Annotated in this window: 15 protein-coding genes; 11 read left to right on the forward strand and 4 right to left on the reverse strand. The window is 57.4% G+C overall.

All coding sequences use genetic code 11. From position 1 onward, the window contains the following. The first annotated feature begins 6 nt into the window (after positions 1-6). The 9 genes from G5287_RS19155 to G5287_RS19195 all read left to right on the forward strand — a co-directional run bounded on the left by G5287_RS19155 (position 7) and on the right by G5287_RS19195 (position 12,943). Entirely contained in the window at positions 7-846 is an 840-nt protein-coding gene (locus G5287_RS19155) for a CsgG/HfaB family protein (protein WP_005355003.1), read from the forward strand. A 186-nt stretch (positions 847-1,032) separates the two neighbouring features. Beyond that, complete coding sequence (locus tag G5287_RS19160) at positions 1,033-1,554, forward strand: curlin (protein ID WP_201952781.1); 522 nt, start codon at positions 1,033-1,035, stop codon at positions 1,552-1,554. A 34-nt stretch (positions 1,555-1,588) separates the two neighbouring features. Then, positions 1,589-3,040 carry a curlin gene (locus tag G5287_RS19165; protein ID WP_227341854.1) on the forward strand — a complete coding sequence of 484 codons (1,452 nt, stop codon included), beginning with the start codon at positions 1,589-1,591 and terminating at the stop codon, positions 3,038-3,040. Between the two features lie 110 nt (positions 3,041-3,150). After that, positions 3,151-3,465, forward strand: coding sequence for a hypothetical protein (locus tag G5287_RS19170; protein WP_227341855.1), 315 nt, complete (start codon positions 3,151-3,153; stop codon positions 3,463-3,465). Positions 3,466-3,554: 89 nt separating this feature from the next. Beyond that, the gene (uvrA, locus tag G5287_RS19175; RefSeq protein ID WP_421231740.1) at positions 3,555-6,383 is read left to right on the forward strand and encodes an excinuclease ABC subunit UvrA; all 2,829 of its coding nucleotides are present in this window, start codon (positions 3,555-3,557) and stop codon (positions 6,381-6,383) included. Between the two features lie 121 nt (positions 6,384-6,504). Further along, positions 6,505-8,181: a sensor domain-containing diguanylate cyclase gene (locus G5287_RS19180; RefSeq protein WP_421231741.1), complete on the forward strand. Its 1,677-nt coding sequence runs from the start codon at positions 6,505-6,507 to the stop codon at positions 8,179-8,181. Positions 8,182-8,639: 458 nt separating this feature from the next. After that, complete coding sequence (locus G5287_RS19185; RefSeq protein WP_227342973.1) at positions 8,640-9,236, forward strand: OmpW family outer membrane protein; 597 nt, start codon at positions 8,640-8,642, stop codon at positions 9,234-9,236. Between the two features lie 222 nt (positions 9,237-9,458). Beyond that, the gene (locus tag G5287_RS19190) at positions 9,459-11,438 is read left to right on the forward strand and encodes a HAMP domain-containing methyl-accepting chemotaxis protein (RefSeq protein ID WP_421231742.1); all 1,980 of its coding nucleotides are present in this window, start codon (positions 9,459-9,461) and stop codon (positions 11,436-11,438) included. Between the two features lie 8 nt (positions 11,439-11,446). Beyond that, positions 11,447-12,943 carry an ABC transporter substrate-binding protein gene (locus tag G5287_RS19195; protein WP_421231743.1) on the forward strand — a complete coding sequence of 499 codons (1,497 nt, stop codon included), beginning with the start codon at positions 11,447-11,449 and terminating at the stop codon, positions 12,941-12,943. A gap of 73 nt (positions 12,944-13,016) precedes the next feature. On the opposite strand, the gene G5287_RS19200 is transcribed toward G5287_RS19195, so the two are convergent. Next, on the reverse strand, positions 13,017-13,817 hold the full coding sequence (locus G5287_RS19200) for a GNAT family N-acetyltransferase (RefSeq protein WP_421172473.1): 801 nt from the start codon (positions 13,815-13,817) through the stop codon (positions 13,017-13,019). A gap of 329 nt (positions 13,818-14,146) precedes the next feature. On the opposite strand from G5287_RS19200, the gene metF reads away from it, so the two are divergent. Then, positions 14,147-15,037, forward strand: a complete 891-nt coding sequence (gene metF / locus G5287_RS19205) for a methylenetetrahydrofolate reductase (RefSeq protein ID WP_005340191.1) — start codon at positions 14,147-14,149, stop codon at positions 15,035-15,037. A gap of 69 nt (positions 15,038-15,106) precedes the next feature. On the opposite strand, the gene G5287_RS19210 is transcribed toward metF, so the two are convergent. Next, complete coding sequence (locus G5287_RS19210) at positions 15,107-16,171, reverse strand: DUF3103 family protein (RefSeq protein WP_227341860.1); 1,065 nt, start codon at positions 16,169-16,171, stop codon at positions 15,107-15,109. Positions 16,172-16,293: 122 nt separating this feature from the next. Beyond that, positions 16,294-17,469, reverse strand: a complete 1,176-nt coding sequence (locus tag G5287_RS19215) for a benzoate/H(+) symporter BenE family transporter (RefSeq protein ID WP_227341861.1) — start codon at positions 17,467-17,469, stop codon at positions 16,294-16,296. Positions 17,470-17,588: 119 nt separating this feature from the next. On the opposite strand from G5287_RS19215, the gene G5287_RS19220 reads away from it, so the two are divergent. Beyond that, positions 17,589-18,158 (forward strand): helix-turn-helix domain-containing protein, encoded by a 570-nt coding sequence (locus G5287_RS19220; protein WP_202006101.1) that lies wholly within the window; start codon positions 17,589-17,591, stop codon positions 18,156-18,158. A gap of 16 nt (positions 18,159-18,174) precedes the next feature. On the opposite strand, the gene G5287_RS19225 is transcribed toward G5287_RS19220, so the two are convergent. Next, positions 18,175-19,371 carry an NnrS family protein gene (locus G5287_RS19225; protein WP_227341863.1) on the reverse strand — a complete coding sequence of 399 codons (1,197 nt, stop codon included), beginning with the start codon at positions 19,369-19,371 and terminating at the stop codon, positions 18,175-18,177. Between the last annotated feature and the right edge of the window lie 316 nt (positions 19,372-19,687).

Raw genomic sequence — 19,687 nt, forward strand, 5'->3', positions numbered from 1 at the left:
GGCGCGATGAAACGACAACTGTTATTGATAGTGCCCCTGCTTGCGCTGGCTGGCTGTGCGACCCATATCGGCTCGCCCGTTGCCGATGAGAAGGCAACCCTGATGCCGCGATCCGTCTCTTACAAGGAGCTGATCAGTCTGCCCAAGCCAAAAGGGAAAATTGTCGCGGCCGTCTACGATTTTCGCGACCAGACCGGTCAGTACCTGCCAGCACCGGCATCCAACTTCTCCACGGCGGTCACCCAGGGCGGGGTAGCCATGCTGAGCACGGCTTTGTGGGATTCCCAATGGTTTGTGCCGCTGGAGCGGGAGGGGCTGCAGAACCTGCTGACCGAACGCAAGATTGTGCGGGCGGCCCAGAACAAACCCAACGTTCCCGGCAACAATGCCAATCAACTGCCCTCGCTGGTCGCCGCCAACATCCTGATCGAGGGGGGGATCGTCGCCTATGACAGCAATGTACGAACCGGTGGGGCGGGAGCCAAGTATTTTGGCATTGGTGCCAGCGGGGAGTACCGGGTCGATCAGGTGACGGTCAATCTGCGTGCCGTCGATATCCGTTCTGGCCGGATCCTGAACAGTGTCACCACCTCCAAGACAGTGCTGTCGCAACAGGTGCAGGCAGGGGTATTCCGCTTCGTCGAGTACAAGCGCCTGCTGGAGGCCGAGGCCGGTTTCAGCACCAATGAGCCGGTACAGATGTGTGTCATGTCGGCTATCGAGTCCGGGGTGATCCGGCTGATTGCCAATGGCGTGCGGGACAATCTGTGGCAACTGGCCGACCAGCGGGATATCGACAATCCGATCCTGCAGGAGTACCTGCAAGACAACGCCCCGCTGCTTTGAGTTTTCCCTCTCTCGCAATGCCCTCCCTGGTGGAGGGCATTTTTTTGGCCTCTATCGAATACGACTTAAGACTTTCTGCTCAGCGACAGGGCGGTGTTTTTCATCCTCGAATCAGCGGAGTGCCTGATAGGCCGCCTCTTGTCTGACAGGGATACTGTGGGCGTTTTCCAACAAGGCGATGGCGCGATGAAACATCTGTTGAGTGCTCTCTTTTTTCTGCTGATATCGGGCGCCCCGCAACTCGCCGCAGAGCCTGCCGTCTTTGATGAGCTGGCGATGGCAAGCGAGCTGGATTCCGGTTTGCAGAACGACGGGAATCAGGCGCTGTTGTGGCAACTCGGTAGCGAGCAGCAACTGCACCTCACCCAGCAAGGGGAGCTGAATCAGGCGCGCCTGCTGCAACAGGGTTGGGCCAATGAGTTGGCGCTCTCCCAGGTAGGAGATGAGAACTGGGTCAATGGTGCGCAACTGGGTGAGGGCAATAGCGCCGAACTCTATCAGGCGGGCATCAATAACCGGATTTGGCTGCTGCAACAAGGCAGCGGCAATGAAGCCTGGATCAGTCAGCAAGGGGCAGACAATCAGGCCCGGGCGATCCAGCTGGGTGATGGCAATCAGGCCAGCATCGAGCAGAACGGAATCGGATTAACGGCCACCGTCATCCAGATGGGGGCCAATCAGCAAGTAAATGTCGTTCAAACCAACTGAGCCTAGGCTCAACCATTAGCACGAGAGGGAAATCATGTTTAAACGTACCATCATTGCCTCGGCAGTTCTTCTGGCGACCAGCACCGCTTGGGCGGCATCTACTGGCAACCAGGCTACGGTGAACCAGGCCCAGAGCGGCAATATCGCCACCATTAACCAGGTGGTGGGAAGCGTCGATAACAAGGCTAACATCGATCAAGCTGGTAACAACAACACAGCTGTTACCACTCAAAAGAATACCGGCCAGTCAGATGCCGATACTCGGCAGGTAGGTGACAGTAACGAGGGTTACATCTTGCAACAAGGTGACACTAACCTCTCCAAAGCCTCCATCGATACAAAGGGGAACGACAACTTTGCTGATGTGATTCAGCAATTTGAGAATGGCGGTGCGGTTGCCGGGGTTGTGCAGGATGGGGATCGCAACGACGCCAAGATCAAGCAAGATAATGGTGACTTAGCTGACTCCAGGATCACTCAAATCTCGGATGGTAATCGGGCTGTCATTAATAACCAGATATCCGATTTCGCTCGGGCGAGTGTACAGCAGCTAGAAGGGGGGGCTCACCAGGCTGACGTGACCCAGACAGCGGCTGATGGAGCCAACGCCGAAGTGGTACAACGTGGAGAGAGCAATATCACCAAGGTGCTGCAGGCAACCGGTAACTATGACTATGCACCGGCGGAAGGAACATCTGCAGTGGTGACTCAGAGTGGTTCTTTGAACAATGCAGACGTCACTCAATACGATAGTGCCAACGTAGCGACTGTTGAGCAAAGTGGAACCCGCGGTGAAGTGGTGACTCTGCAGCAAGGGTCTGATGCCGGGAATGGCAACGGCCTGTTGGCCAAACAGTCTGGAACCGGGGAGTTTGCTGACCTGACACAGGATGGTAATCGCAACCGGATTGAGACCGACCAGCAAGGTACTGGCAATGATGCCTTGGTCAACCAGACAGGTGATGACAACAAGGCCGTGGTCAACCAGTTAGCCAGCAGTACCGATGGTGCGGTCACCATTGATCAGGTAGGTAATGACAACTATGCCAATGCAGTGCAACAAGCAGGCAGCGGCAATACCATCGATATCGACCAGAACGGAACTGGCAACCAGGTTGCCTCTGCTCGTGATAGTGAAGGCAAAGGCGCCTGGACCTGGGGCTCGGACAACGAGCTGGTCGTTGCTCAGAAAGGCACTGACAACTGGGCCTATGCCGATGCGTCTCACTCTGAGTCTGTGGTCAAAGTGACCCAGGATGGTGAGTTGAACAATGCCAAGGTTGAGTCCTACTTGGGTAGCGAGAACAAGCTCACCGTGACCCAGAACGGCGCTGAGCACGAGGCCAATGTCTACGTCAATGCTGGGGTTGGTGGGGGGCGCAACACCGTTGATGTGGTGCAAAACGAAAGCTTTAATACTGCCAATGTGACCGTATTGGGCAGCGATAACCATGCCTATGTCTATCAAGGGGCTGGTAGCAACTGATGGTCATCTCCGGATTCAGGGGCCTGCGGGCCCCTCTTTTATTGGTGCTGCTCTGTGGGTTGATGCTGGTTCATCGCGTCGCTTCCCCAGCAAGCGCCAGGGGAAACGAGATGGAGCCCGATCCGTCGATCCGCTTGTCCCTCAATATGGCGCAGAACGAGCAGGGGCTGTCACTTGCGCCAACGCTGCTCAGCAAGCGCGACTTGATGGTGAGTGTCAGCTTGCTGGTGCGCAGCGAAGGGGAGGCCGGGAGCACGACTCAGCGCCAGAGCCGTAATCTGTCGCTGCAGGCTGGAGTGGTCATGGCGGTTGGCAAAATAGGGCTGGGTTTGCGTTGTCCCTATCGGGTCGAGGTCACCGCTCTGATATGGCAAAACGAGCGGCTGCTGGTGGAGAAAAAAGAGCAGATGGCGTGCGCCGGATGATGCGCATTTCATCTCATGACTGTCTATTCATCCAGTAGTCTCTATGCCATACTGACTCGCTCAGGTTTCTGTATCGAGCGTGCAACAAGATGGAAAAGATCGTGGTCCGGGGTGCTCGCACCCACAACCTCAAGAACATCAATCTGACCCTGCCCCGCGACAAGCTGATCGTGGTCACCGGCCTCTCCGGCTCGGGCAAATCCTCTCTGGCGTTCGATACCCTCTATGCCGAGGGGCAGCGCCGCTATGTGGAGTCCCTCTCCGCCTATGCTCGCCAGTTCCTCTCCCTGATGGAGAAGCCGGACGTCGACCATATCGAGGGGCTTTCGCCCGCCATTTCCATCGAGCAGAAGTCCACTTCCCATAACCCGCGCTCGACCGTCGGCACCATCACCGAAATCTACGACTACCTGCGTCTGCTGTTCGCCCGGGTCGGTGAGCCGCGCTGCCCGACCCATGCCATTCCGCTTGCCGCCCAGACCATCAGCCAGATGGTGGATCAGGTGCTGGCCCAGCCGGAGGGGAGCAAGCTGATGCTGCTGGCCCCGGTGGTGCGTGACCGCAAGGGGGAACACACCAAGCTGCTGGAGAATCTGGCGGCGCAGGGTTATATCCGTGCCCGTATCGACGGCGAGGTGTGCGATCTATCCGACCCTCCCGCGCTGGAGCTGCACAAGAAGCACACCATCGAGGTGGTGGTGGACCGCTTCAAGGTGCGCGATGACCTTGCCTTGCGTCTGGCCGAGTCGTTCGAGACGGCGCTGACCCTATCCGGTGGTATCGTGTTGGTGGTGCCGATGGACGGGGAGGAGGGGGTTGCTCCCATGACCTTCTCCGCCAACTTCGCCTGCCCGGAGTGCGGCTACTCCATGTCGGAGCTGGAGCCGCGCATCTTCTCTTTCAACAACCCGGCCGGTGCCTGTCCCACCTGTGATGGTTTGGGCGTGCAGCAATATTTCGACCCGGCCAAGGTGATCGGCGATCCGGCCATCAGCCTGGCCAACGGCGCCATCCGTGGCTGGGACAAGCGCAGCTTCTACTACTTCCAGATGCTGAAATCTCTCTCCGAGCACTACAAATTCGATCTGGAGACGCCGTGGGAGGATCTGCCGCTCAAGACCCAGGAGGTGATCCTGCGTGGCTCCGGTCGCACCGAGATCGAGTTCCGCTACATGAACGACCGCGGCGACGTGGTGGTGCGCAAGCACCCGTTCGAGGGGATCCTGCACAACATGGAGCGGCGCTACCGGGAAACCGAGTCCAATTCGGTGCGTGAAGAGCTCTCCAAATACATCGCCAACAAGTCTTGCTCAAGCTGCGGTGGCAGCCGGCTGCGGGAGGAGGCGCGCCACGTCTTCGTCGACAACCGTAACCTGCCGGCCATTGCCGAGCAGTCCATCGGCGATGCACTGGCCTTCTTCGAGGGGCTGAACCTCACCGGCCAGCGTGCCCAGATTGCCGAGAAGATATTGAAAGAGATCGTCGAGCGGCTCGGCTTCCTGGTGAACGTCGGTCTCAACTACCTGAGCCTGTCGCGCAGTGCCGAGACCCTCTCCGGTGGGGAAGCGCAGCGCATTCGACTGGCCAGCCAGATCGGTGCCGGTCTGGTGGGGGTGATGTATGTACTCGACGAGCCCTCCATCGGCCTGCACCAACGCGACAATGAACGGCTACTCAAAACCCTCACTCATCTGCGTGATCTCGGCAACACGGTGATCGTGGTGGAGCACGACGAGGACGCTATCCGCCTTGCGGACCATGTGCTCGATATCGGCCCGGGAGCCGGGGTACACGGCGGGGCCATCGTCGCGCAGGGTACGCCGGAGGAGATCATTGCCAATCCCGAGTCACTCACCGGTGACTACCTCTCCGGTCGCAAGCAGATCGCCATTCCTGCCGAGCGCACGCCGCTCATCGGCAAGTGGTTGAAGCTCAAGGGGGCGAGCGGCAACAACCTGCGCAACGTCAACCTGGATCTGCCGATCGGAGTGATGACCTGCGTCACCGGCGTCTCCGGCTCCGGCAAGTCGACCCTGATTAACGATACCCTGTTCCGCATTGCTCACCGCGAGTTGAACAAGGCCACCGAATCCACCCCGGCACCCTATCGCAGTGTCGAGGGGCTGGAACATCTGGACAAGGTGGTGGATATCGACCAGAGCCCCATCGGTCGTACCCCACGCTCCAACCCGGCCACCTACACCGGCCTGTTTACCCCGATCCGCGAGCTGCTCTCCGGCACTCAGGAGGCGCGTTCCCGAGGCTACCAGCCGGGCCGCTTCTCCTTCAACGTGAAAGGGGGCCGCTGCGAGGCGTGCCAAGGGGATGGAGTCATCAAGGTGGAGATGCACTTCCTGCCGGACGTCTACGTACCGTGCGACGTCTGCAAGGGCAAGCGCTACAACCGCGAGACGCTGGAGGTGAAGTACAAGGGCAAGAACATCCACGAAATCCTCGAGATGACGGTGGAAGATGCCCGCGAGTTCTTCGATCCGGTACCGGCAGTGGCGCGCAAGCTGCAGACCCTGATGGATGTGGGCCTCTCCTATATCCGTCTCGGCCAGTCGGCCACCACGCTGTCGGGCGGCGAGGCGCAGCGGGTCAAGCTGGCGCGTGAGCTCTCCAAGCGGGACACCGGTCAGACTCTCTACATTCTGGATGAGCCGACCACCGGGCTGCACTTCCACGACATCCAGCAGCTACTCAAGGTGCTGCACCAGTTGCGGGATCGCGGCAACACCATCGTCATCATCGAGCACAACCTTGATGTGGTAAAAACTGCCGACTGGATCGTCGATTTGGGACCGGAGGGAGGCGCCGGTGGTGGCCGCATTCTGGTGACGGGGACGCCGGAAGAGATTTGCACCAATAAAGAGTCTCATACAGCTCGTTTTTTGCGGCCACTATTGGCGCGATAAGCCGTTATAATCGAGGGGCCTTTGGCCCCTTTTTGTTATAAAAATCGGGAGCATAGGGGGAAGCTCGTCAAGTGTGGGCAGGCTTGGCATCTCAGCATCATGGTAATGGATATATCGGGTTATGGCTCAGGCTCCGCGCACGATTGATCATCAGTTGGCTTACTCCATGTTCCCCATCTGGCTGGGGGCGATCCTGCTATTGCTGGTCCTGCTGGCGTGGGCCCAGATCCCGGCTGCCAGCCGGATTGAAGAGCAGCGAATGAAGGAGCATCTGCTGCGCGTGACCAAGGCGGTGCAGGCGGATGTGGCCGCTCTGGATGCATTCAGTCGGGATTGGGGCATCTGGGATGACAGTCACCGTTTTATGGACAACAAAAGCAGGGCGTACATCGAATCCAACCTGTTCAGTGATATGCCGATGCGGGATTTTAGTCTCAACCTGATGAGCTTCATGGATCTCGCCGGTTACGAAATCTGGACGCGAACCCTGCTACCCGATGCGCCGGGGATCAATCCGGACCAGTTTCCCTACTTCCTTGATGAACTGAAAAAGCAGTTAAGGGCGCGCTCGGTGGCGCAAGGGGGCATCAATCTGCATGGGATCCGTGCTTCCCAGTGGGGGCCGCTGATGTACTCGTGGCAGCCGATCAGAAACAGTGACGAGTCGGCACCGTTCAACGGTTTCTTGCTGGTTGTACGTTGGCTCGACAAGGCCTATCTCGAGCAGGTATCGGAGCGTACCGCGCTGCCACTGGCGATCTCCCACGCCAATCTGGATGTCACCGCTACCTTCAAACCACTGAAACCGCAAATAACGTATCGCCTGATCGACCTTGGGCTCACCCGGCTCAGGGGAGAGGTGCGACTGCTCAACAGCGATAACCAGCCGGTGCTGACTCTGGTGATTGAGGAGGAGAGAAAGATCTTGAGTGGCGTCATGGAGGGGGCGCTCTGGACCTTTATCGGCATGCTGTTTATCAGTTTTATCTGCGTCATGATCGCCATGTACCGGCTCAACAGCATTGTGCTTACCCCGTTGCAGCAGCTGGTGTCGGCGCTGCAACGCTTTGGCGATCGGCCAGATGCCACCTTGATCCCCTATATCGACAGCAGCGCCGAGATGGCGACCTTGAGCGGCAAGTTCAAGGAGATGGCCAGCAAGGTCAGTCAGCAACACGATGATTTGTTGGAAAAATCCAGCCAGATGGAGATGGCGGCATTCACCGACCCCTTGACCCGTTGTTTCAATCGTCGCTATCTGGATAGCTGGTTGCAAGACAATTGGGCCCGCCCTTGTCAGCTGTTGCTGCTCGATCTCGATCATTTCAAACGGATCAACGACCGATTTGGTCATGATATGGGTGATCTGGTGTTGCAGCAGCTGGCAGAACTGCTGCACAAGCTGGTGGTGAGTGACGCCGAGCCCGTTATCCGGTTGGGAGGGGAGGAGTTTTTACTCCTGTTGCAGGTGGATAATGAGCAAGAGTTGGTACAGCGTGCCGATTATCTGAGGCTTCGTGTTGTTCAGCACCGTTTCGGTTCGGAGGAGAGGCCGCTATGGTTAACGGTTTCATCGGGATATTGTCGGTATCCTCTGCATCCGGCGTGCCCCGATACCTTCTGGAGCCACAGTTTCAAGCTGGCCGACCTGGCGCTCTATCAGGCAAAACTGAGGGGCCGTAATCGATGCTGTGGCTATTCGGGCACTCTGTCTGTTCGGGAGGTGATGGAACAGACCCCGGAGCAACTTGTCGAAGGGAATAGTCTTGCGTTGCAACATACTGTCAGCCCGGATTAGCCCTGCCGGACCAATACCAGATAGGCTAGGGCGACAATAAAACCGAGCAGGATAAAGAGAAAGGATCCGATCCCCCAAACGGCCGCGAGAAAGGCCCCCACCTTTTGCCATTTCGACTCATTTTTCATAAATAAACCATTACTTCCCAGTAACTTGCATGGCGCAAAAAATACGCTGGTTTGCCCATATTAACAACAATTAATAGCCACTCTGCCGAGCGATAAGGTGTGGTTTGCTTGCTTGTTTTGGCGCTGAATGGGGTTAGTTACAACCTGTCGCAACAGGTATTCCGGCTTGTTGTCTGGGGGCTCAAGGAGATTGGGATGGCGCGCAAAGATGTCACACCAATCGATTTATTTCCGCGCAACCTTTGCTTCAAGTCAATAACTTTGCATTTACAAGGGCATATAGTCAGCGGGCTTACAGCATCAAATGAAAACAAAAAAAGGGATTACGTGATGAAAAAATTACTTCCTCTGATGATTGCCGCTGCAGTGGCCTCTCCTTTCGCCATGGCCCATCAGGCTGGCGACATTCTGGTTCGTGGTGGTTTGGCATTTGTATCGCCGCAGGAAAGCAGCACGCCTGTAGAGCTGGAAATTAATGACAACATGCAATTGGGATTGACTCTCTCTTACATGATTACTGATAACTGGGGTGTCGAATTGCTGGCTGCAACCCCCTTCTCTCATTCAGTCAAACTGGGTGGCGCTGAAGTTGCCAAGATCAAGCATTTGCCGCCGACTCTGATGGGTCAGTACTATTTTGGCGATGCTCAAAGCAAGGTTCGCCCGTATGTCGGTATTGGCGTGAACTACACCACCTTCTTTGATGAAGAGGGTCGTGGTGCACTGTCAGGAACCGATGTCAAAGTCGATGACTCCTGGGGTGTTGCCGGACAAGTTGGTATCGATATGGCGATCACTGACCGCTGGTTTGTCAACGGTTCAGCCTGGATCATGGATATCGATACCGATGTGCATACTGCGATTGGCACCATTAATACCAAGGTCGACCCGATGGCCTTTATGGTGGGTGTTGGCTACCGCTTCTAATGATTCTGACTGCGGCTCTGATCGGACCGCGGAAGATAGCAAAGTACGTCTCTTTCAGCCCGGCTTGTGCCGGGCTTTTTTCGTATGGCTGATTTTGTCTGGACTGTGATCCAACCCGATACAAATCAATTAAATACCTGCCGCTTTATTTCAGTTATTCGCCACCCCTGCCGATAGTGACTATGTTCACTTTACCTTCCCCCAATGAGTGAGGATGTCTCCATGGGCTTATCTATCGTGCAGCGGATCATCGCCGGATTCGTGTTGATGCTGCTGTTGCTGATCCTGCTTGGTGTGATCAGTACCTTTAAAATCAAGGGTATAAATGACGGCCTCTCTGCCGTATCTGACCGCGCAACCCCGCTGGTGGTGGCTGTCGCAGGTCTCAAGGGGGCACTGCAGGATAGTAACCGCTGGGTGTTGGTCTACCGCACCAGTGAAGATGCTGCCCAGTTGCCGCAGCTGGCCAATCAGTTCAAGGAGCAACAGAACCGCTTCGCCCAGCTGAGTCAGGAGATGGGTAAATTTACCGATGTAGCGGATGCTCGTGCCCGCTTCCAGCAGGTCGAGAGTGCTACCACCCAATTTTATGGCTTGGCGGATCAGGTGTTGGCCCAGCATCGGCAGTGGGTCAGTGCGCTGGAGCAGCGCCACAAGCTGGAGATGGAATTTATCCGTCTTGAGGATACCTACCAGTGGGCGGCGGATCTGCTGCTGCAACAGGCCGCCAGCAAGCGCTCCATGCGCAACAAGGCGGAGCTTATTACCTCGGGTATCGCCCGCGATCTGAAGAATATCCGCCGTGCCGATGCCAAAACCGACCTGAATGAGCTGGAAAAGGTGTTGAGCAAGGACATCGAAATGGCCCGCAAGCGGTTGGAGCGGGTAGTGGTGCCCGATGATGTAAAAGCGCGCTTTGTCTCCAATCTGGATCGGATGCAGGAGTTGGCGCTCGGCGCTCAGGGCTTGCTGGCGACCATGCGTCAGGCTCAGCAACTGGAGCTGTCGCTGGCCACGCAAAATCAGCAGCTGGATGCCAGTCTGGTCAACAGCCTCAATTTGCTCGATGAGATGGGCAAGTCCGCCGGTGCCATCGCTAGCGATAGTCGGATCAACGCCGATGCCGCGGTCAGCAGTGCCAGCTTCTGGATCCTGGTGGTTGCCGCGATGTCGGCCGCTGCCGCACTGGTGATCGGCTATACCACGGCGCGCAGCATTCAGCGCCCGTTGCAGATGATCAACAAGGAGCTCGATTGCATGGCGGCCGGCGACATGACCCGCCGCATCAACTACCGCAGCAGTTGCGAATTTGGCAGCCTCTCTCGCTCCATCGATACGCTGGCGGGCAAGACCGGCGAGCTGCTCTCTCAAATCAATGCGGGCTCCCGTCATCTGGTGGATGAAGCGAGCCGCGCCGCCGAGATCAGCGAACGGGCCATGTCCCGGGTACAGGAGCAGAAGAGCCAGACCGATCAGGTGGCCGCCGCCATTACCGAGCTGGAAGTGAGCGCCACCGAGGTGGCCCGCTCTACCGATGGCACCAAGCGGGAAGTGGATCTGGCCGATGAAGAGGCGCGCAATGGTCGCCAGAAAGTGGCCACCACTCGCCGGATCACCGAGCAGCTGGCTGGCGCCATGGAGGAGGCGGTCGGCATCACCTACAAGCTGGGCGAATTCAGCAACAACATCGGCAGCATTCTCGATGTGATCCGCAGTATTGCCGAGCAGACCAACCTGCTGGCCTTGAACGCTGCCATCGAAGCTGCCCGTGCCGGCGATGCCGGCCGCGGTTTCGCTGTGGTGGCCGATGAGGTGCGGGCGCTGGCCAATCGCACCCAGACTTCGACCGAAGAGATCCAGGGGATGATTGAGAACCTGCAGAGCTCCAGCAAGCATGTGGTTGAAGTGATGGGGCGCAGCCAGGAGCAGACCCAGAGCTGTGTCGAGCAGACCCGCGAGATGGATGTGGCGTTGCAATCCATTGCCGATCGGATGGGAGCCATCAAGTCGATGGCGGATCAGGTGGCCCATGCCGCACAGGAGCAGATCTCCGTCAGTCAGGGGGTCGCTCGTCATATCGCCGGTATTGCCGATGTGGCATACGAGACAGAGCGGGAGGCGCGTGAATCTGCCAGCAGCAGCGAAGTACTGGCCGACCTGGTCGCCAAACAGCAGCAATTGATCGCACATTTCAAGGTCTAGGAGGGCTTATGTCTAAAAAGTGGATTGGAGCCCTGAGTCTCCTGTTGTGTGGCCAGCTGATGGCCAGCGAGCTGGTGATTGAAAGCTGGCGAACCGATGACAAGGCGTTGTGGGAGCAGAAAATCATCCCGGCGTTTGAAGCGGCGCATCCCGGCATCAAGGTGAGTTTTCATCCGGTGCAGAACGTTAACTACATGCCTACCTTGCTGGAGAACCTGAAGGCCGGCAAGGCTGGGGATCTCATTACCTGTCGTCCGTTTGATGATTCGCTTGCCCTGTTCAAGGCGGGCCATCTGGCCGAGCTGACCGAGATGGCGGGGATGGAGAACTTCCCGAGTTTTGCCCAGTCACCCTGGCAGACGGATTCCGGAGCCCAGACCTTCTGCGTACCCATGGCCTCGGTGATCCATGGCTTCTTCTATAACAAGAATATTTTCAGTGAGTTGGGGCTCACCTTGCCGCAAACCCGCGATCAGTTCTTCGCCGTGCTGGACAAGATCAAGGCCGACGGTCGCTATGTGCCGCTGGCCATGAGTGGTTCCGAGAGCTGGGTTGCCTCCGAACTGGGGTTCCAGAACATTGGCCCCAACTACTGGAAGGGGGAGGACGGCCGTCTGGCACTGATCGGCGGGCAGGAGCGGTTGGACAACCCCCAATATGTGAAGGTGTTCGACGAGCTGGCCCGCTGGCGTTCCTACCTCGGTGAAGGTGGCGAGAGCCGCGATTATGCGACCAGCAACGAGCTGTTTACCTCGGGCAAGGCCGCCTTCTACGTGGCGGGCTCCTGGGAGATTGCTCCCTTCACCGGCAAGGTCGATTTTGGCGTCATGCGCCCGCCGGTGGCCAAACAGGGTGATGGCTGTTTCTTTACCGACCACACCGATATCGGTATGGGGATGAACCCGGCCAGCAAGAACAAAGAGGGGGCGATGGCTTTCCTGCAGTGGCTGACGACGCCGCAATTTGCCGATCTCTATACCAACTCGCTGCCGGGATTCTTCTCCCTCTCCAACCACTTCTTCGATGTCACCAATCCGGCGGCCAAAGAGATGATGGAGTGGCGCGATCAGTGTGACTCGACCATTCGGGTGGCGACCCAGATCCTCTCCCGTGGTACGCCCAAGTTGGGGGATGAACTGGCCGAGGTGAGTCAGGCTGTGTTGCTTGGCAAGATGGAGCCCAAAGCTGCCGCAAATCGACTGGAAGGTGGCTTGAAGGGCTGGTATGCCCCTCATCAGGGCAACAAGGCCAAGAGCGCGGATTGTCAGTGTGATACGGTTGCCCCTGCCCCTGCCCCTGCCCCTGCCCCTGCTCCTGCTCCTGCTCCAGTTTCAGCGCCGACGACTGAGGTGTCCGCAGCTCCCGCGACCAGTGAAACATCGGCCGTGGTGGCACCAGCTGTGACTCCCGCAGAACCCGCATCAGCGGCCGCTGCCCCATTACCGGCGCCGTCGGATGAGGTGGAACAGGCGCTCTCCAACGAGCTGGAGGCGCCACAGCAATAGGTCATCTGCATCAATAAAAACGGGAGGCATCAGCCTCCCGTTTTTTTATGGCTCGCGGCCAGCATGTATCGCTTTATTGTGCTTCGTGGGGCCAGCGGCAGAGGCTGCCGATGCGGGCAACCGGGGCAAACCCCAGAGAGCGGTAAATGCGCTGGGCATGGTAATGCTCGTCAGCCACTATGATCAGCTGTTTGGCACGGGATAATCCTGCGCGAGCCACTTGACTCAGCAGCTGGCGGCATAACCCCTGATTGCGCCACGCATGGTGCGTGCGTACCAACTGGAAGCGCCCAAGTGTGCCGCAAAAGAAGAGGCCACAGCTGGCGACTAGTTGTTCCTCTTTCCAGATCCCCCACCAGTCCCCGAGACCATCGGCAATCATGGCCTGATAGAGCGCCTGGCGGGATCGCAGATAGGGAAGATAGCTCTGTTCCGAGTGTCCCTCATCCCGTTCATTGAGTTCGAAGTCGAGCCACTCAGGCCAATCAGCAGTAGTGAAGGTGCGTGCCTCAACCTTGTTCATGTCGTCGTGAGGAGGTGGGCAGCTCTGTTCATCCAGCGCCAGTACCACGCACTCCATATATTGGTAACCTGTTGCGACAAAACCGGCGATCCGGCTGTTTTGTCCGGCCGCCAGTGGCCATTGGAAGGTGCGGTGGCGCACTCGAGGATCCTGGCCGATCAGTTGATCAAATGTGGCTTCCAGCCAGCCTTTGTCACGGTCGCTGGGTGGGTTGGGGAGCAGCAGGTAGTTGCCGAAGTAATAGCCGGGAGCATCCGGCGTGCGAACCGCCCAGAACTGATCGTGCTGAACAACCTCGCCCTGATAGCGATCGAACAGCAAGTCGGTGGCAAAGCCGGGGTGGGTATCCATGATGGTGCTCCTGCAAAGACTCATTCTGTTATCGGCAGGAGTGGGAAATAGATGAAAAGGGGCCGGAGAAACCTCCGGCCAAACAATCACACGCAGATTCAGAACGTCCAGGACGATCTGCCCCCATCATAACTCGACTGGGGCGATTTTGGGATGGGCACTTTTCGGTTACGTACCGTTAATTTTGTAAATATGAAGTTCGTCAGATCGGATGTGAGGTAAATCCCTGTTGACTTTGTGTCGTTTTGCTCATAAATATAAAGACGTTTAGACGTCCAAACATCCGTTTTGACGTAGGCAGATGGATTGCAGGACAGGGAGAAGAGCAGATGGGATTTCACAGTGCACGTCAGGTTGAGGCGCTCAACCAGAGCTTGGCAGATTTGAATGGCGATATATCGGTCAGTTTCGAGTTTTTTCCGCCCAATAGTGAAGGGATGGAAAATACCCTCTGGCAGTCCATCGAACGGCTGAAAGTGCTGGAACCCAAGTTCGTCTCCGTCACCTATGGCGCCAACTCCGGCACCCGTGATCGCACCCACAAGGTGATCAAGGACATCAAGGAGCGGACCGGCCTGATTGCGGCGCCGCACCTGACCTGTATCGATGCCAGCCGCGACGAGCTGCGCACTATCGCCCGCGACTACTGGAACAGCGGCATTCGCCATATTGTGGCTCTGCGCGGTGACTTGCCGCAGGGGCTGGAGAAGCCGGATATGTATGCCACCGATCTGGTTGCTCTGCTCAAGTCAGAGGCCGACTTCGATATCTCGGTTGCTGCCTATCCGGAAGGGCACCCGGAGGCCAAGAGTGCGCAATCCGATCTGCTCAACCTCAAGCGCAAGATCGATGCCGGTGCCAACCGTGCTATCACCCAGTTCTTCTTCGATGTGGAAACTTACTTGCGCTTCCGGGATCGCTGCGCGGCCATCGGTATCGATGCCGAAATCGTGCCGGGGATCCTGCCGGTCTCCAACTATCAGACCCTGGCCAAGTTTGCCGGTTTTACCAACGTGAAGATCCCGCGTTGGATGCATCAGCGTTTTGAGGGGTTGGATAACGATCAGATGACTCGCAATCTGGTGGGGGCTAGCATCGCCATCGATCAGGTGCGCGTGCTGAGTCAGGAAGGGGTGAAGGATTTCCACTTCTATACCCTGAACCGCTCCGAGCTGACTTATGCCATCTGCCATACTCTGGGGGTTCGTCCCAAGGGTTGACCGGTGGTCACCGCGATAAAAGCAAAAAGCCAATGAGTTGCTCATTGGCTTTTTCGTTATGGCCGATTATCAAGGTCTGGTCGGGGCGATCTCTTTTGGCTCAAGATCGATAACCGCATTACCGGCAGCCCCCGGATACTGGTGATAGACCTGATCCTGCTCCAGTGTGTAGAAGGTATCCAGATAGTCGTCGTTATTGGTCATCCAGGAATCGGGCAGTGCCTTGACGATGCGACCGCCGAGATCGAGGAAGGGCAGGGCTTCCGGCACGCCACCCGCGGTAAAGCCGAGTTTGAGGGCTTCAATCAGCAGGGCGCTCAGCTCCTTGTAGTTGACGTTGTCATCCTGCTCCATCATCACCACATCGACGGCACCCCAACGATAGCGATCCCAGTAAACCAGGATCTGGTTGGGGGTGTAGTCTGTGTTGTCATAGTCGAGGTAGGGCATGTCGACAATATCGACTACTGGCTCATCCCGGCTGGGGTTGACCCCTGCGACCACTGCATACACTTCGGCTGCGCCGAGCAGCCAGGGCTCCTGATCATCCTTCAGTCTGATCTTTTTCAGGATACTGGTCTTGAGTGGCGCTGTGCTGGCCGCCACTCGCGGAGCGCTTTGCAGATCAGCATCGGCCAGCGCCTTGCGCATTACCTTCAAGCCTGCGTTCTTGGCTTTGACGGGATCGGCTTCGACTACCAGAACCGGCCGGGCCGGTGCCTTGTCCACATCCAGATAGACTGGATTACCGGCGCTGTCGAACGCTTCAATGGCGCTCCAGCTCTTCTCATCCCCGCTCGGAACATAGGCGACCAGCGGTTCGACCCCCTGTTGCAATGCTGCGGCCTGATCGGTGTTGGCCAGCCGCAACTGCATCAGTTGCTTGACCTCGCCATCCAGTCCTTGTCGGCTGATGGCCGCCTGGTTGGCATTGGTCGCCTGCCGCTTAAGGCGCGGGCTGGCCTTCTGCAGCAGGTTGGGAAGCGGGCTCTGGTATTGCTGATTGCTCAGTAGGGGCAGCAGGTTTTTCTGCTGAAGTGCGAGCTGGCGAGCCAGCTCTCGATCCGTATCGGCAGCCTGGACGCTCGTGGCACCCAGTATGGCCAGTAGTAACAAGACAGCCTGATTTTTCATTTTTATTCTCCGTTGCATGGAACCTGACAGGGCACCATGTCCGGGAAGATTGGTGCCCTGGCACCACTAGAAGGAAATTAGTTTCACTTGTGAATCATTTTATCTGGATAGTGTGCAGAGGTTCACGGTTTGAGGTTCAATTGATTCCTTTGTCGATATGATTGGAACTGATAGATCGCCAGACCAATCAGCAGACCCCAGCAGGCTGCCGCGATGCCGAGCAGGCTGATCCCGGACGCGGTAATGATAAAGGTGAGCAGCGCAGCTTCTCGCGTTTCATCCTGGTGCAAGGCAGAGTGCAGGCTGCTGCCGATGGTACCTAACAGGGCCAAACCAGCGACGCAGGTGACAAGGGCTGCCGGAAAGGCGCTAAACAGGGTCGCGACGGTCGCACCGAAGCAGCCGGTCAGGAGATAAAAGCAACCCGCCCATACCGCAGCTGGCCAGCGGCGCTTGGTATCCGGGTCGACCTCTTTGCCCATGCAGATGGCGGCAGTGATGGCGGCCAGATTGAAGGCATAGCCGCCAAAAGGGGCGAGCAGCAGGCCAGTCAGGCCAGTCCAGCTGATCAGCGAGGAGGTGGAAGGCTGATAGCCGTGGGCCCGCAAGATGGCAATTCCCGGCATGTTTTGCGATGTCATGGTGACAATGAACAGCGGCAGCGCGATACCAAACAGAGCATCAAGGGAGAAGGCTGGCCATGTCCAGACCGGGCTGGCGAGTTGCCAGTGAAGGGTGCCCATTTGCAAATCCCCCCGCACGCTGCAGATCAGCATCCCCACTCCCAGTACTAGCACCATGGTATAGCGGGGCCAGAGATGACGACCCAGCAGGAAGGCCAGCAGCAGGGTGCCAAGCAGCAAGGGATCTTGCGGGGCGACCTTGAATAGATCCAATCCGAATCTGAGCAGCACGCCAGCGAGCATGGCGGCGGCCAGTGGAGCCGGAATATGTTTCATCAAACGGTCGAACCAGCCGCTGATGCCACACAGAGTGATCAGCAGGGACGAGATCACAAAGGCGCCGATGGCTTCCGCCAGAGTGAAGTTGCCCAGCGTGGTGATCAGCAGTGCCGCGCCCGGTGTGGACCAGGCGGTTAGTATGGGTATGCGGTAATAGAGAGAGAGGCCGATGCAGCTCACCCCCATGCCGATCCCCAGCGTCCAGAGCCAGGAGGCAACTTGGGCAGTATCAGCATCCGCTGCCGTGGCGGCCTGGATGATCAGGATGACGGAGCTGGTGTAGCCGACCATCACGGCGATAAAGCCGGCGACCAGATGGGGGAGGGCGAAGGGCATGAGACTTCCTTTTGGCGTTGTGACGCGCTGTGCGTTATTACGTACAATACAGCTTTGACTATATCTATGTGCGCTATAGCGCACAAGTCGCATCATGCAAGAGTAATAAAGAGGCAGTTATGCAAGAGATGAGTCAGCATCTGGCTGCTCGACTGAAGGGGTTGCGCAGCGAGCGCGGCTGGAGCTTGGATGCCGCCGCGCGCGAAACGGGTGTCAGCAAGGCGATGCTGGGGCAGATTGAGCGGGGAGAGTCCAGCCCAACGGTGGCGACGCTGTGGAAGATAGCCACCGGTTTTCGAGTCTCATTTTCCAGTTTCATTGAGCCCACACCAGCCGTGCAGGAGGAGGTGCTCTATCGCACCGCCGATGCCATTCGCCAGCAGCCTGCGGGAGAGGGCATGCAAGTTGCGCCGCTCTTTCCTTATGAAAACCGGTTTGGTTTCGAGTTGCTTGAGCTGACCCTGTTGCCGGGTTACCAGCGTGAATCCGAGCCCCATGAGCCGGGAGTGACTGAGCATGTCATCGTCATCAGCGGCATGATGGAGGTGCTGGTGGAAGGGGAGTGGCGCTCACTGGTGCAAGGGGAGGCGGTGCGTTTTGCTGCCGATCGTCCCCACGGTTATCGGAATCTCGGCATAGCCCCGGCGATCTTCCACAACCTGATCCACTATCCGCTGGCAACACCCTGAACATGTTCCGCAGTCATCAACCCGGTCGACCATCTGCTCTGGGGCGGATTAGTATCGGGGTATAGACCCAGACAAACAGACCATAGGCAGCGATCCAGGCAAGCGCGCTGAGGTTCCAGCCATGCAGTGTATAAGCAGGCCAGAACAGCGGAATCGCTACCCGCATTGTGGCGGCGGCGATAACCAGGGCGAATGCGCCAGTGATCCTGCGTCCTACCTGCAAGGCCCGACCGCTATGGCCGAGGGAGACTCGCGCAATCATGCCCAGGATCATGGTGCCCATACAGCCTGCGCTGAGCAGGTGACTGGCCATCGACAACGTGATGGGCAGACCCGCGCTATGTGCCGCAAGGGAGAGCAGGCCAAGAGGGATAAACAGATAGGCGATATGGAGTGACCACAGCAGGGGATGCGCAAGGGTCGATGGCAGATGCCAACGTAGTTGCCGCCACAGATGCAAACTCGCCGCCACTATATAGAGAGGCACTATATATATGCTGGTGACCCATTGGGTGGGGAGCAGCAACCAGCAGAGCAAGATAAGCCACTGTGTCGCGAGCGCAGTCCGTTCTAGCCAGAGTCGAGGTGCAGCTTTCTCCTGACCGGTTGTTCGGGCGGTGAAGAACGGAATCACCCTTCCACCCATCACGGCGATCAGGGTGGTAAACAACAGCACAGTGGTGATCAATAGGTGCTCAACGGTGGTCCAATCGGCCTGCCATAACCAGCTGGCACCATTGAGCAAGGTCAGTATCAGCAACAGGGGCACGAAGAAGAGGTTGCGCCATTGCCGGGTTATCAAGATAGGCTTGGCAAGGAACCAAGCGCAAAGCTGCAACCAGAGCAGGTCTGCCAACATCAGAAGCATATTATCTTCACCCAGCCAGGGTAACAAGGTCCTTGGCAACATCCACACCCCCACCACCATTACCAATGGCCAGCTCCGAACACCGGGATGGGCCGTCCAGTTCTGCACCGCGGTGAGCAGAAAACCCGCGACGATGGCAGTCCCGAAACCAAACAGCATCTCATGACCATGCCACCAGATTGGGTTGGCAATCCCTGGCAAGGTTAGCCAACCGTTGAGCTGCCCCAGCCAGAGCAACATGGCGACGGCAGCAAACAGAGCCCCGAACAAGAAGAAGGGTCGGAACCCCAAGCGGAACAGCGGGACGATTTGCTCTTCCTTATGGCTATCGAGGATTTGATGCATGAGGGCATTCCAATTGAACATTTGAGATGGCAATTATAAATTGGCTTTTCAAATGTTCAATTTAAATCCGGCAATAGTCAGGATTGATGTCATTTTGAGCATGAAAAGAGGCGGTTGCTTGATATCTGAGCGAACGAACTTTTTTGCTGAAAAAGCCCTTGTCATCCCGGCGCGGCTCCCTATAATGCGCCCCTACCAGCACGGCGGAACACGCCTACCTGATGAGCCAGCTTCCTAGTGAAGTGGGCGCCGAAAGAAAAGCGAAAACAATCGCTTGACTTTCGAAATGAGAGGCGTATTATGCGCATCCTCAACG

Source organism: Aeromonas sp. 603079 (assembly GCF_049172135.1).
In the GTDB taxonomy this organism is placed as follows: Bacteria; Pseudomonadota; Gammaproteobacteria; order Enterobacterales; family Aeromonadaceae; genus Aeromonas; species Aeromonas veronii.

Coding starts and splice junctions, on each gene's coding strand:
- G5287_RS19155 (WP_005355003.1), top strand. CDS start 7: ATGAAACGACAACTGTTATTGATAGTGCCCCTGCTTGCGCTGGCTGGC.
- G5287_RS19160 (WP_201952781.1), top strand. CDS start 1,033: ATGAAACATCTGTTGAGTGCTCTCTTTTTTCTGCTGATATCGGGCGCC.
- G5287_RS19165 (WP_227341854.1), top strand. CDS start 1,589: ATGTTTAAACGTACCATCATTGCCTCGGCAGTTCTTCTGGCGACCAGC.
- G5287_RS19170 (WP_227341855.1), top strand. CDS start 3,151: ATGGAGCCCGATCCGTCGATCCGCTTGTCCCTCAATATGGCGCAGAAC.
- uvrA (WP_421231740.1), top strand. CDS start 3,555: ATGGAAAAGATCGTGGTCCGGGGTGCTCGCACCCACAACCTCAAGAAC.
- G5287_RS19180 (WP_421231741.1), top strand. CDS start 6,505: ATGGCTCAGGCTCCGCGCACGATTGATCATCAGTTGGCTTACTCCATG.
- G5287_RS19185 (WP_227342973.1), top strand. CDS start 8,640: ATGAAAAAATTACTTCCTCTGATGATTGCCGCTGCAGTGGCCTCTCCT.
- G5287_RS19190 (WP_421231742.1), top strand. CDS start 9,459: ATGGGCTTATCTATCGTGCAGCGGATCATCGCCGGATTCGTGTTGATG.
- G5287_RS19195 (WP_421231743.1), top strand. CDS start 11,447: ATGTCTAAAAAGTGGATTGGAGCCCTGAGTCTCCTGTTGTGTGGCCAG.
- G5287_RS19200 (WP_421172473.1), bottom strand. CDS start 13,817: ATGGATACCCACCCCGGCTTTGCCACCGACTTGCTGTTCGATCGCTAT.
- metF (WP_005340191.1), top strand. CDS start 14,147: ATGGGATTTCACAGTGCACGTCAGGTTGAGGCGCTCAACCAGAGCTTG.
- G5287_RS19210 (WP_227341860.1), bottom strand. CDS start 16,171: ATGAAAAATCAGGCTGTCTTGTTACTACTGGCCATACTGGGTGCCACG.
- G5287_RS19215 (WP_227341861.1), bottom strand. CDS start 17,469: ATGCCCTTCGCCCTCCCCCATCTGGTCGCCGGCTTTATCGCCGTGATG.
- G5287_RS19220 (WP_202006101.1), top strand. CDS start 17,589: ATGCAAGAGATGAGTCAGCATCTGGCTGCTCGACTGAAGGGGTTGCGC.
- G5287_RS19225 (WP_227341863.1), bottom strand. CDS start 19,371: ATGCATCAAATCCTCGATAGCCATAAGGAAGAGCAAATCGTCCCGCTG.